The sequence below is a fragment of the Leucobacter komagatae genome (assembly GCF_000834055.1).
Taxonomy (GTDB): domain Bacteria; phylum Actinomycetota; class Actinomycetes; order Actinomycetales; family Microbacteriaceae; genus Leucobacter; species Leucobacter komagatae_A.
The window spans coordinates 138,614-150,511 of sequence record NZ_JXSQ01000003.1; the positions used below are offsets into that span (position 1 = coordinate 138,614).

The following is an 11,898-nucleotide window of genomic DNA, read 5'->3' on the forward strand; positions in this document are numbered from 1 at the left end:
CCGCGGAAATGCGTCGCGCCGCCTGGCAGGGAAGCCAGGCGGCGCGACCGCGGGGGTATTCGGGGTTACGCCCCGGGTGCACCCTGCAAATACTTCAGTAGCTTCGTTGAGGCCTCTGGATCCTGCATGATGGTCATGAGCTCCGGGGTCTGGAGCATCGCAGCGGAAACGATCACCACGACGGTGATGAACGCAACAATGCCCGCAGCGAGCGGCGCCCAAAACGCGATCTTTCTGGCGCGAAGCCTGCGCAGTGAGAACACGAGCACCAACACATACATCAGCATGAGCGCCAAGCCGGCGAGCTTGCCCGTGAGGTCGAGCCAGCCCGGAGGCGTGAGCGTCGTCACCCCCGGGGCGTCTTCCAGCACCGTGAACATCGACTTCAGGCCAACGAGCGCGAGCATCGAATACAGCGCCCCTGCAGCACCGAAGACGAGCAGCAGGATGGTGATGACTCGATCAGCCGTGTTCGCTGGCTTCTGCTGCAGGGCAGGAGCCCCACCCTGCTGCGCCTGGCCCTGCTGCGCCTGGACTGCGGACGCTGCGGCTGGCGCTGCGGCCCGATAGGGTGCGCCGCTGCCACCCTGCGAAGCCCCCTTGCGGGACGGCCGAGGCAGGTCAGCGCCGAGATTGTGCGGAACTCCCTGGACGTTGGGTGACGCTGCCCCAACGGCTGCGCCGCCCTGGCGGACTCCCGAGCCCTGCGCTGCTGGGGTTGCCGGGGACTCCTCGCCCTCGGGCTTCCACTCCCAGCCCTCAGGCGCGTACTCACCGTACTCAGGACGAGGGCGCGTGTCCGGCTTGGCCGCCTGCGCAGTCTCCTGGGCGGGCAGGGGTAGCGTTGACGATTCCTGCGCTGCGGGGTCGACCGGCGCCGGGTGCTCCTCGCTCGCTGGCTGCGGCGCCCCCGGGGCAGCCGCGGGCTGTTCCGAATCCGTTGGCTGCTCGGGCGTCGTTGGCTGCTCGGGCGTTTCGCCGGGTGTCGCAGCCACTAGGCGCTCACCGACTTCCCGGCGGAGCCGAGTTGCTCGGCAGCGAGCGCAATGCGGGCAGCCATGCCGCTCTCAGCAACCTTGCCCCAAGCGCGCGGGTCGTACACCTTCTTGTTGCCGACCTCGCCGTCGATCTTGAGGATCTCGTCGTAGTTCTTGAGCATGTAGTCGACGACGGGGCGCGTGAAAGCGTACTGCGTGTCCGTGTCGATGTTCATCTTGATCACGCCGTTACGCACCGCCTCGGCAATCTCCTCGGCAGACGATCCCGACCCGCCGTGGAAGACAAGGTCGAGGGGGTTCTTGCCCGTGCCGTACTTCGCCTGCAGGCCGTCCTGGATGACCGCGAGCAGTTCCGGGCGCAGCTTCACTCCACCGGGCTTGTAGACGCCGTGGACGTTGCCGAAGGTGAGCGCGGTGAGGTAGCGGCCCTGATCGCCGAGGCCAAGCGCCTCAACCGTCGCGATGCCGTCCTCGACTGTTGAGTACAGGCTGTCGTTGATTTCGTGGCTGATGCCATCTTCTTCGCCGCCAACGATGCCGATCTCGACCTCGAGAATCACGTCGATGGCCGCGAGGCGGGGGAGCAGTTCCTTCGCGATGTCAAGGTTTTCCGCCAGCGGCACGGCCGAACCGTCCCACATGTGTGACTGGAAGTAGGGCAGACCGCCTTCGCGCACGCGCTCCTCGCTCGCGGCGACCAGCGGCAATACAAAGCTCTCAAGGTGCTGCTTCGGGCAGTGATCCGTGTGCAGCGCAACGGTGACGTCGTATGCTTTCGCGACCTCCTCCGCGTACTTCGCGAAGGCAATCGCGCCGCCGGCACGGTTCTTGACGGTGTGCCCGGCGAGGTAGTCGGCGCCGCCGAAGCTCACCTGAATAATCCCGTCGGAGCCAGCCTCAGCGAAGCCCTGGATCGCGGAGTTGATGGTCTGTGAACTCGAGACGTTGACAGCGGGGAACGCGAATCCACCAGCCTTGGCGGCGTCAAGCATCGCTGCGTACTGTTCCGGAGTTGCGACTGGCATGTGTGCTCCTTGGAGTCTGTGGTGGTTGCGCGCTGTATGAACGGCAACGAACGGTGAGTCTTGGCAGTGCCGCCGCTGGGTTCCACGAACCGTCACCGAGCCGCACTGCGACCCCCAGTCTACGCGGTAGTCTTATGGGTATGACTGATCCTCTTTCGCTCGACGAGTGGCAGCCCGACCGGAACCTCGCGATGGAGCTTGTCCGCGCGACCGAAGCTGCAGCAATGCGTTCTACTCCGTGGATTGGCCGCGGCGACAAGAACGCGGCTGACGGCGCTGCCGTTGACGCGATGCGACGCTTCCTCGCAACCGTGAACATGAACGGCACCGTCGTCATTGGTGAGGGCGAGAAGGATGATGCGCCCTGGCTGTACAACGGCGAGCGCGTAGGCAACGGCCTCGGCGCTGACTGCGACGTCGCGGTGGATCCGATCGACGGCACCCGCCTGACCGCTGAGGGTCGCCCCGGCGCGCTGTCGGTGATCGCGGTTGCGGATCGCGGCAGCATGTACGACCCCTCTGCTGTGTTCTACATGGACAAGCTCGTCGCGGGGCCCGAGGGCGTCGGCGTCGTCGACATTCGTAAGCCCATTGGCGAAAACATTCGCGCACTCGCGAAGGTGAAGGGCGTTGACGTCTCTGACATTCGCGTCGCCGTGCTCGATCGCCCGCGCCACGACCAGCTCATCTCAGACATTCGCGAGGCCGGCGCTGGCACGCGCCTCATCATGGACGGCGACGTCGCAGGCGGCGTGAACGCTGCTCGCTGGGACTCCGGCATCGACCTGTGTGTCGGCATCGGTGGCACGCCAGAGGGCATCATCACCGCGTGCGCAGTGAAGGCTCTCGGCGGCGTTATCCAGGGTCGCCTTTGGTCGCAGGACGCCGAGGAGCGCGAGCGCGCCCTCGCCGCGGGACACGATTTCGACCGCGTGCTCGAGGCAAACGATCTCGTATCGAGCGACAACTGCTACTTCGTGGCGACCGGCATCACCGACGCAGACTTCGTATCCGGTGTGGAGCGGCGCGGGCCGTTCGTCCGCGCTGAGAGCATCGTCATGCGCTCGCACTCGGGCACGATCCGCCACATCATTAGCGATATGGATCCGAACCGCTGGGACTAATCCCGGCACAGCAGTGAGGAGTTTCACATGGGTTTCATGACACGTACTGCGCGTCTGGTCGCGTGGACTGGACTGACAGCAGCCGGAGCGCTTCACGCGGTCTGGGCGGCAGGCTCTCCGTGGCCGGAACGAAACCACAAGCGCCTCGGTGACGCGGTCATCGGAAACTCCAAGCAGCTGCCGGACAGTCAGACGACCGCAATCATCTCTGGTGCCGCCTTTGCCGGCGGCGCGGTTGCCGCTGGCGGCCTTGGAGAGGGCAAGTTCATCGTGGGTGTCAGGCGGATCGCCGGGCTCACGTTCATCGCGCGCGCCGCTTTCGGCGGAGGCGCTGCGCTGAAGGTGCTCGGTCTGCCCGAGCCGGGAAAGCAGTTCGAGGAGCTCGACCGACGCTACTACCGGCCACTGTTTGGCGTGCTCGGCGCGGCGATGCTCATCGGCGCCAAGGACAAGAAGAAGCGCGCGCGGAAGCTTTCGGCGTAGCCCGGGAGGCGGCTCCCCGCGCCGATGCGAGGGAGCTCCCTTCGGAGCGCGCGTCAGCGGGGCCTGGCCTTGTCCGGCCCGGCCTCAGCCCAGCCTGGCGGCCTTGCCCGGCCTCAGCCCGCGCCGGGCACCGTTTGCGGTTGGGGTAGCGTGGGGAGCATGCTCAAAGTCATCGCCCAGGACTTCATTCGCCTCGACGCCATTGACCTCGTGATGCCGCTCTACCGGGAGCTTGTCGAGCTCACACGCCTCGAGCCGCTGAACATCGACTACGAGCTGTGCATCGATCGCGAGGATCCAGGGCACTTTATCTTCCTGGAGACCTGGCCCGATCGCGCGGCCCTCGACGCACACTGCGAGACGGAACACTTCAGGCGTCTCGTCCCGCAGATCGATGCGTTCCAACGCTCAGCTGACACGTACATTCAGATGCGACCCGCGTTTGCCTAGCGAGGGTCTTTGGTAGGTGCAGGGCAGCCCGTCAGGCTGTGACCAGTTGCGCGCTCGTCCGCAGCGCGTGGAGGAACGCCTCCGACAGCGGGCTGGTATCGCTCTCCCGAAGCGCCGCGATGATGCGTCGGCTTGGCGGTGGGTCGACGAGCTTGAGCACCGCTACCGCCTCGCTCCGCCCCTGCAGCGATATCCGCGGCATGAGGGCGATCGCGAGACCTGAATCGACAAGGCCGAGGATGGTGCCGGGATTGTTGCTGTGAAACGCCACTTCGGGCGTAAACCCAGCTGTTGCCGTGAACGTGTGGAGGCACCGGTTCGCCGGCGTATCGGAGAGATGTGCTGCCCAGGTCTCATCACGCAGCTCAGCTAGGTGCACGCTCTGTTTCGCGCTCAGGCGATGCTTTGCTGGAGCCACGATCAGCAAGTCCTCGGTCGCTACCTCTTCAAGCCGCAGGCCGGGAGGAAAAGACGCGGGGACGAGCTCGTATTCGAAGCCAAGCGCAATGTCGATTGAGCCGTCGGCGACCTTCGGAAACAGCTCGTGCGGTTCGCCCTCGTCGAGGGTGATCTCGGTGTCTCGTCGCCGCACCAAGAATTGTGCGATGGCTTTCCCGAGCAGCCTGCCGCCCGCACTGTGAAAGCTTCCGATGCGGAGGCGGCCCGCCTGGCCTGCGCCGAGCCTGCCAACGTCGAGGTCGATCTGGCGGAGCAGCGCGAACAGCTCTGCGGAGCGTTGGACGAGGTACTCGGCAGCCTCCGTTGGCACAATGCGCTTGGCCTCGCGCTCGAAGAGTTGAATACCCAACGAACGTTCGAGCCCGGAGATCTGCTGCGAGAGAGCGGAGGCGGTGTACCCGAGTTCCCGCGCTGCTGCGGCAAAGGAGCCGTGGCGCATGACCTCGCGCAGCGTGGACAGCGTTCTGACGTCGATCGGCATCTGAAGAGAACCTCCTCGTTCGCATCGTTGCGGTTCGTAAGTGATATTAATGCATAGCCCAGAAAAGTGTCGCTCTAGCCGTAATTTCGGGGTCTGAGTCCTCGATAACGTTAATGCTAGTTGCAGTGCACCGAACCTCTGGCTTGAGGAACAAAGGAGTTTTTCAAATGTCTACTGACGTGAACCCGTCCACAGTGATTGTGTTTGTGGTGTATCTCGCCGCAGTGCTCGCAATCGGAATCTGGGCCTATAAGCGAAACAACACCATGGGTGACTTCGCGATCGGAGGCCGCACGCTTGGAACCTTTGTTACCGCGGTAAGCGCGAAGGCGACGGACTCCAGCCAGTGGGTGTTCTTCGGATTGCCCGGCGCGTTTTACATCAGCGGTATGCGCAACGTCTGGATGATCATCGGCCTCACCGCCGGCTTCTACCTCAGCTGGCGCTTCCTCGCCGCGCGGCTCCGCACCTACTCGGAGCGACTGAACGACTGGCGCGACGCCACCGATACGAACGAGTCGGTAACGCTGCCTGGCTTCTTCGCCAACCGCTTCCACAGCAATTCACTTCGCTCAGTGACAGCGATCTTCATCATCGTCTTCTACATCATCTACCTCGGCTCTGCCTTCATCGCGACCGGCGTGATCTTCTCGCAGATTTTCGGTTCGACGATCCTTGTCGGAACCATCGTCGGGGCGATTGTCGTCACCGTCTACTCGTCGCTCGGCGGATACCTGGCCAGCAGCTACACGGACCTCGTCCAGGGCTTCCTGATGTTTGGCAGCCTTGTTGCGATCTCGATCGCGGCGGTGATTCGGCTCGGAGGCCCCGGTGGGTTCTTCGCTGCGGTGACGGATCACAACCCCGACCTCCTCAACCCGTTCAAGGGTGTCGAACTGGTCGGCGACAGCTGGATGACGACGAGTTCGGTGCCGTTCGTCGCGATCATCTCGGCGCTCGCCTGGGCCGTTGGCTACTTCGGCTCGCCACACATCCTCGCAAGGTTCATGGGCATGCGTTCCGCGAAGTCTGCCCGTGGCGGCGCCCGCATCGGCATCGTGCTGTCGATCACGCTGCTCGGCTCAGCAGGCATTATCGGTTTCGCAGCGATCGCACTCTTCGGCCCAGGGCTCGAAAACCCCGAGGACGCCTACATGCTCCTCGTTGGAGAACTCTTCCCAAGTTGGGTCGCGGGCATCTTCCTCGCAGGGGTGCTCTCGGCGGTGATGAGTACTGCCGATTCGCAGCTCGTTGTCGCGTCGGCGACCCTCACCGAAGACTTCTACCGCGCATTCATCAACAAAGATGCGCCGGCGAAGACGCTCGTCTGGATGAGTCGACTGGGCGTCTTGCTGTGCGCAGGCGTCGGCCTGTTCGTCGCGCTCCAGGGCGGATCGATCCTTGACCTCGTCGGGTACGCATGGGCCGGGTTCGGCGCAGCGTTCGGCCCCGCCATCCTCGCCGCCCTGTATTCGAAGAAGGCGACCTGGTTCGGGGTAATGCTCAGCATCATCGCTGGCGGGCTGACCGTCATTCTCTACCGCGAGTTCGACACGATCGGCCTGTATGAGCTTGTGCCGGGATTCCTCGCAGGTCTCCTCGCCCTCTGGCTCGGCAGTGCGTTTGGCCCGAAGCAGCGGGCCCCGGTCGGCGCGGCATTCGACACGCTGACCGGAAAGACACCGGTCGTATCGCCGTAACCACGTTCGTTTGACCCCCTCATTCACTCATCACAAAGGAGATTCCATGGCCCAGCTCGATATCGCGAAGAACGACGGCATCGCTATCCTCACCATCAACAACCCGGCTGCGATGAACGCCTGGACTCAGGCGATGCAGCGCGACATGAAGGTGAAGCTCGATGAACTCGATCGTGATCCCGAGGTTGAGGCGATCGTCCTCACCGGGGCGGGGGATCGCGCGTTCTGCGCTGGGCAAGACCTGAACGAGGTCGCCGATTTCACTGCCTCAGATGTCGGGGAGTGGCTCGACACGTTCTACGAGGTGTACGACGCCGTGCTCTCCAACTCGAAGCCCGTGATTGCCGCGCTGAACGGCGTGACAGCGGGGTCGGGCTACCAGCTGTCGCTGCTCTGTGACGTGCGGATCGCGCACGCAGGGGTGCGCATCGGCCAGCCCGAAGTGAAGTCTGGAATTCCGAGCATCACCGGCATGTACCTGACCTGGCAGTCCGTCGGATACAGCAAGACCGCCGAAATGATGCTCACCGGCGAGCTGCTCACCGCCGAGGCAGCGGCAGCGCTCGGCATGATTGCGGAGGTCGTGCCGGAAGATCAGGTGCTGTCGCGCAGCGTCGAACTCGCGCGCAGCCTCGCGAACCTTCCGAAGCAGGCTTTCGCGTTGACGAAGCAGCGCGTCCGCGCGACTCTCATGCCCGGGCTCACCGAGGCGTTTGCGGCCGCGCTGGAAGCCGACAAGCAGGCCTACGGTGACGGCGAACCGCAGCGCACCGCACACAGCTTCGTTGCGAAGAAGAGCAATTGACGGCAGCGGAACGGGCTGACGGCAGCAGCGACGCCGTCGCCCGCGCGGCAGCGTTCGTACACGGTCCGGCACTGCCTGATGCCCTGCGGGCGCTCGCCTCTCGGGAGCCCGACCGGGTCTACCTGAAGGATGCTGGCGCCCCCGTCACGGCCGCCGAGCTACTCCGCCGGGTCCAGCACATGGCGGATCAGCTCCGCGCCCGCGGAGTGACAGCGGACTCGCGTGTCGCGCTGTCACTCCCGGTCGGGGCTGACCATGTGGTCTCGATCTTTGCCCTACTCGAGCTCGGGGCGCTGTGGATCCCGCTCAACACGCAACTCATTGGTGCGCCGCTTGCGCACCAGCTCGAGGACTCGGGCGCAACGCACATCGTCGCGGACCCGGCGGCAGCTCTGACGCAGGACCCCGTGGTTCGGGACGCTGGCAGCGTCGCAGATTTTCCCGGGGCGCTCTCGCAACAGGTGTGCTTCGTTGTGCTGGCCGGCGCGCATCGGTTGCAGCAGGAACCTGATGAGCGTGCTGGGGCGTGCCTGCTCATGTACACGTCAGGCACGACGGGCCCGCCGAAGGGGGCACTCGTCACTGAGGCGATGCTCCGCGCCGCGGTGCTTGGCGCGCTCGAGGTGTCGGCACCGATCGCTGGCGACGTGTTTTTTGTGTGGGAGCCGCTGTTCCACATCGGCGGCGCGCAGGTCGTATTCCTCCCGCTCTTCGCGGAGGTCTCTCTCGCGCTCGTGCCAAGGTTCAGTGCTTCACGCTTCTGGAACGACGTCCAGGCATACGACGCGACCCACATTCACTACCTGGGGGGCGTATTGCAGATATTGCTCCAGCTCCCGGTTGACCCCGCCGAGCGGGACAACCGAGTGCGGGTTGCGTGGGGCGCCGGGGCGACGCCCGAGGTACAGACGGCCTGCCGTGAGCGTTACTCATTCGCGCTGCACGAGTGCTACGGGATGACCGAAGCCTCAAGCATCATCACGGTGAACGCTGACGACCAGGAGGGTGGCGTCGGTGTGCCACTCCCGTGGGTCGAGGTGGCGATCCGGCCACACGCAGGAACGAGCCAGACAAGCACAGCGCCAGGCAGCGTCGGCGAGATCGTGGTGCGCGGGCGCATCGGGGGAATCGTCACTCCCGGGTATCTCGGGAACGCGGAGGCGTCCGCCAAGATTCGTGACGGTGAGTGGTTCTGCACCGGCGATCTGGGGTCCCTCGACGCAGCAGGAAGGTTGCACTTCAGGGGCCGCGCGAGCGACAGTATCCGGGTCCGCGGGGAGAACATTTCTGCATGGCAGATTGAGAGCGTCTTTGGCCTGCACCCTGCGATTGACCGGTGCGCGGTGATCGGGGTCGACGCAGCTGTGGGTGAGCAAGAGATGGTGCTCTGCTACACGGTTGACGCTGGCGCCTCAGCTACTCCGCAAGAGATCCTCGAATGGGGTGCCGCGCGGCTGGCGAAATTCCAAGTCCCGCGCTACGCGCGGCGCGTGGAAGCAATGCCACTCACCCCGAGTCAGCGCGTCGCGAAGCACAAGCTGTCGCACACGCTTGAGGGTGCCACCGACCGAGCACGGTGACCCGAACGCCGTGGGCGCGCGTCAACGGCCGAGCGAGGGATCGCTCGGCCGTTGGGTCTCCGGCTCAGGGGAAGACCACAGGTCTGGCGTGAGTTCGGGGGCGGTGAGCGGGCGCACCGCGTCCTCGAGTTGCACCGGCGGGCTTTCGAGCGCGTCGCCGTTGAGCGCGCTGATCTTGCGCGCGGTCGGCAGCACCTGGCGTTCGAGCGAGCCGACGTAGGCGTTGTAGCCCTGCACACTGCGGGAGAGCGTGCGTCCGAGCTTGTCGAGGTGCGTCGCGCTCACTCCGAGCCGCTTGTGGAGTTCGCGGCCGAGGTCGAAGAGTGTCCGCGCCTCGCTCGTGAGGGTGTCCTGGCGCCAGCTGAAGGCGACCGACTTGAGGATCGCCCACAGACTCACGGGCGATGCGAGCGCGACCCGGCGCTCGAACGCGAACTCGAGGAGCACGGGGTCGGTGTCGAGCGCTGCGGAGAGCAGCGACTCGCTCGGGACGAAGGCGATCACGAACTCGGGGGAGTCTCCGAGCGCGTCAGCGTAGTCGCGGCTGCTGAGCTCGATGACGTGATCGCGGAGCGCCCGCGCGTGCCGAGCGAGTAGCTCCTGCTGCCTGACACCGCGGTCGGGGTCCCCGTCGACTGGTCGCTGGGTGGCGAGGTGCTGTGCCTCAAGGTACGCGTCGAACGGCACCTTCGCATCGATCGCGATGGACTTGCCGCCCGGCAGCTTCACGACCATGTCTGGCCGCACGGCACCGGTCGCGGTCGCAATGTGCTGCTGCACCTCGAAGTCGACGTGCTCGAGCATGCCGGAAGCCTCGATGATGCGCTTGAGCTGGGTCTCGCCCCAAATGCCGCGGGTGTTGTTCGAGCGCAGCGCTGAGGCGAGACTCTCCGCAGTCCCGCGGAGCTTCTCCTCTGCCCGCGCCGCCTGCCTGAGCTGTTCTGCAAGTTCGCCGTGTTGCACCGCCCGCTGCTGCTCAATGCCGACAACGGTGCGCTCGAGCTTGCCAAGGGTGTCGCGCAGGGGAGTGAGCTGTTGCAGCACACGCTGCTCTTCGCGGTCGAGCTCGATGCGCCGTTCGGTGTTTGCCTGAGCGTCGCGCAGCCGCTCGTTGAGCCCCTGGGCCCGAGTCTCGGCGACCGCGAGCTCCTCGCGCAGCCGCCCGGATCGCCTGGACGTGACGAACGCGCCGACCAGGGCGCCGACTGCAAGGGCGGCAAGAATGATCGCGGTGAGTGCGAGGGCGGGAATGGTCATGTATCTATGGTGTCAGGAGCCACAGACATTTGCGGCTGGGCCACGGTTAAGCCCCGCCAAGCGGCGCACCATGGCGTCGCGGGCGCTAGGTCTCGCGGCGTGGTGCCTTCGGACTGCTGGGTAGCGTGACGGAGACGTGCGTTAGGAGGAAGCAGCGGTTGCGATCCGCCACAGCGCCGTTCGTAGCACGGCGCCCTCGTCAGCGGGCAGCGCGTTGAGCCTGTCGGCAACCGCGCGATCCCGCGCTTCCATCACTCTGTCGAGCACCGCAGTGCCAGTCGGAGTGATCGAGGGAATTCGAACCCTTCTATCAGTGAGGAGGTGCTCGCGCGTCAAGAGCCCCTGTTTCTCGAGCCGATCGAGGATCGCTACCAGCGTGGTCTTGTCGATCCCGAGCGAGCGAGAAATCTCGAGCTGAGTTCGTTCGGCGCCGTCGCCAACGACGGCCAAGACGAGGCAGTCGCGAAGATCGGATAGCCCTTCATTGCGCGCCAACTCGTCAAAGTCGTCGCTGAGCACTCGCGTTGCTCGTTGCATGAGCCATGTGAGGTCGGCTGTCACTGGATCATCGATTGTGGCACACGGCTTTACCGCGTCCGATTCGGGGTCCATTTGAGGTAGCACGCTGTCAGTCTACAGCACTCAATCCGGATCATCCGAAAGTATTTGATCCGAACTCGGATGATCCGGTAGTGTGTGTATCTCCCGTCCTGTTCGGCCGGGCTACTGGATGGAGTTGGCAATGCAAGTCGATATGTGGGCGGACGTAGTCTGCTCGTGGTGCGGGATCGCGAACCGCAGAGTCAAACAGGCGATCGCTGCCTTCGAACACGCGGATCAGGTGACGCTCGTGCACCACTCGTTTAGGTTGCTCGACAGCGCCGAAGAGGGGACCTCGTTGTCCTTCGGTGAGTATTTCGCAACGCTTGGCATGACGCAGGCCCAGATGAGGCAGGCCGCAGGGCAGGTGGAGCGAGTTGCTGCGAGCGATGGGATTGACGAGTATCACGTCTCCGACAACACCATCGGAAACACCACGCTGGCGCACGAGTTCTTGGCATTTGCGAGTGAACACGGTGACCACAATGCGGCCTGGGATCTCATGCTTGAGTCTCACTTTGCAGTTCGTGCGCCGCTGTGGTCCATCGCTGATCTCACTGCCTTCGCTGCTCCGCTTGGACTCGATCCCGTGGCGGCGCGCACTGCACTCGAAGCTCGGACCTACCGCGATCGTGTGGTCGCGGAGCACCAACAGCTGGTGTCGTTTGGCGCCAACGGAGTGCCGTTCCTTGTGATCGACAACAAGTATGCCGTCGCCGGCGCCCAGCCGGTGTCGGTGATCACCGCCGCCCTTGAGCGGGCGTGGAACGAAGGAGTGCAGGCATGAGCGCATCGGCCCAGGCACCAACACCCGAACCTTCCACGCTCACGATGATCGGCGCACCCGCCGATGATATGTGCGGCGTCGACGGCTGCGCCCTGCCGCAGTACCAGCCCGCCGAATCCAACCCCACCACCAATCAGGAGTAATCACAC

At 64.8% G+C, this 11,898-nt stretch carries 13 protein-coding genes; 8 read left to right on the forward strand and 5 right to left on the reverse strand.

Going from position 1 to position 11,898, the window contains the following annotated elements:
• Positions 1-65: 65 nt before the first annotated feature.
• The gene (locus SD72_RS03600; protein WP_042543061.1) at positions 66-995 is read right to left on the reverse strand and encodes a DUF6264 family protein; all 930 of its coding nucleotides are present in this window, start codon (positions 993-995) and stop codon (positions 66-68) included.
• Positions 995-2,023, reverse strand: a complete 1,029-nt coding sequence (gene fbaA / locus SD72_RS03605) for a class II fructose-bisphosphate aldolase (protein ID WP_042543062.1) — start codon at positions 2,021-2,023, stop codon at positions 995-997. Before fbaA ends, SD72_RS03600 begins: the two co-directional genes overlap by 1 nt.
• Before the next feature lie 140 nt (positions 2,024-2,163).
• Between fbaA and glpX the strand changes: the two genes are divergently transcribed.
• The 3 genes from glpX to SD72_RS03620 all read left to right on the forward strand — a co-directional run bounded on the left by glpX (position 2,164) and on the right by SD72_RS03620 (position 4,080).
• Positions 2,164-3,147: a class II fructose-bisphosphatase gene (gene glpX / locus SD72_RS03610; protein ID WP_157000438.1), complete on the forward strand. Its 984-nt coding sequence runs from the start codon at positions 2,164-2,166 to the stop codon at positions 3,145-3,147.
• A 27-nt stretch (positions 3,148-3,174) separates the two neighbouring features.
• Positions 3,175-3,630, forward strand: coding sequence for a DUF3995 domain-containing protein (locus tag SD72_RS03615; protein WP_042543064.1), 456 nt, complete (start codon positions 3,175-3,177; stop codon positions 3,628-3,630).
• Between the two features lie 159 nt (positions 3,631-3,789).
• On the forward strand, positions 3,790-4,080 hold the full coding sequence (locus tag SD72_RS03620) for a putative quinol monooxygenase (RefSeq protein ID WP_042543065.1): 291 nt from the start codon (positions 3,790-3,792) through the stop codon (positions 4,078-4,080).
• Positions 4,081-4,111: 31 nt separating this feature from the next.
• Here the strand turns inward: SD72_RS03620 and SD72_RS03625 are convergent, their stop codons facing one another.
• Positions 4,112-5,020, reverse strand: a complete 909-nt coding sequence (locus tag SD72_RS03625; protein ID WP_042543066.1) for a LysR family transcriptional regulator — start codon at positions 5,018-5,020, stop codon at positions 4,112-4,114.
• A gap of 167 nt (positions 5,021-5,187) precedes the next feature.
• Here SD72_RS03625 and SD72_RS03630 point away from each other — a divergent pair, with 167 nt between their 5' ends.
• Genes SD72_RS03630 through SD72_RS03640 form a run of 3 tightly spaced genes read left to right on the forward strand, consistent with a single transcriptional unit; the run spans position 5,188 to position 9,105 of the window.
• The gene (locus SD72_RS03630) at positions 5,188-6,720 is read left to right on the forward strand and encodes a sodium/proline symporter (RefSeq protein ID WP_042543067.1); all 1,533 of its coding nucleotides are present in this window, start codon (positions 5,188-5,190) and stop codon (positions 6,718-6,720) included.
• A gap of 46 nt (positions 6,721-6,766) precedes the next feature.
• Positions 6,767-7,525, forward strand: coding sequence for an enoyl-CoA hydratase/isomerase family protein (locus SD72_RS03635; RefSeq protein ID WP_042543068.1), 759 nt, complete (start codon positions 6,767-6,769; stop codon positions 7,523-7,525).
• A complete protein-coding gene (locus SD72_RS03640) occupies positions 7,522-9,105 on the forward strand; it encodes a class I adenylate-forming enzyme family protein (protein ID WP_052492440.1) in 1,584 nt (527 codons plus the stop codon). Before SD72_RS03635 ends, SD72_RS03640 begins: the two co-directional genes overlap by 4 nt.
• Positions 9,106-9,126: 21 nt before the next feature.
• On the opposite strand, the gene rmuC is transcribed toward SD72_RS03640, so the two are convergent.
• On the reverse strand, positions 9,127-10,362 hold the full coding sequence (rmuC, locus tag SD72_RS03645; protein WP_042543069.1) for a DNA recombination protein RmuC: 1,236 nt from the start codon (positions 10,360-10,362) through the stop codon (positions 9,127-9,129).
• A gap of 141 nt (positions 10,363-10,503) precedes the next feature.
• Positions 10,504-10,986 carry a MarR family winged helix-turn-helix transcriptional regulator gene (locus SD72_RS03650; protein ID WP_157000439.1) on the reverse strand — a complete coding sequence of 161 codons (483 nt, stop codon included), beginning with the start codon at positions 10,984-10,986 and terminating at the stop codon, positions 10,504-10,506.
• A gap of 118 nt (positions 10,987-11,104) precedes the next feature.
• Here SD72_RS03650 and SD72_RS03655 point away from each other — a divergent pair, with 118 nt between their 5' ends.
• Positions 11,105-11,749, forward strand: coding sequence for a DsbA family oxidoreductase (locus SD72_RS03655; protein WP_042543071.1), 645 nt, complete (start codon positions 11,105-11,107; stop codon positions 11,747-11,749).
• Positions 11,746-11,892, forward strand: a complete 147-nt coding sequence (locus SD72_RS17655; protein WP_157000440.1) for a hypothetical protein — start codon at positions 11,746-11,748, stop codon at positions 11,890-11,892. Before SD72_RS03655 ends, SD72_RS17655 begins: the two co-directional genes overlap by 4 nt.
• Positions 11,893-11,898: the final 6 nt, after the last annotated feature.

Coding starts and splice junctions, on each gene's coding strand:
- fbaA (WP_042543062.1), bottom strand. CDS start 2,023: ATGCCAGTCGCAACTCCGGAACAGTACGCAGCGATGCTTGACGCCGCC.
- glpX (WP_157000438.1), top strand. CDS start 2,164: ATGACTGATCCTCTTTCGCTCGACGAGTGGCAGCCCGACCGGAACCTC.
- SD72_RS03615 (WP_042543064.1), top strand. CDS start 3,175: ATGGGTTTCATGACACGTACTGCGCGTCTGGTCGCGTGGACTGGACTG.
- SD72_RS03620 (WP_042543065.1), top strand. CDS start 3,790: ATGCTCAAAGTCATCGCCCAGGACTTCATTCGCCTCGACGCCATTGAC.
- SD72_RS03625 (WP_042543066.1), bottom strand. CDS start 5,020: ATGCCGATCGACGTCAGAACGCTGTCCACGCTGCGCGAGGTCATGCGC.
- SD72_RS03630 (WP_042543067.1), top strand. CDS start 5,188: ATGTCTACTGACGTGAACCCGTCCACAGTGATTGTGTTTGTGGTGTAT.
- SD72_RS03635 (WP_042543068.1), top strand. CDS start 6,767: ATGGCCCAGCTCGATATCGCGAAGAACGACGGCATCGCTATCCTCACC.
- rmuC (WP_042543069.1), bottom strand. CDS start 10,362: ATGACCATTCCCGCCCTCGCACTCACCGCGATCATTCTTGCCGCCCTT.
- SD72_RS03655 (WP_042543071.1), top strand. CDS start 11,105: ATGCAAGTCGATATGTGGGCGGACGTAGTCTGCTCGTGGTGCGGGATC.
- SD72_RS17655 (WP_157000440.1), top strand. CDS start 11,746: ATGAGCGCATCGGCCCAGGCACCAACACCCGAACCTTCCACGCTCACG.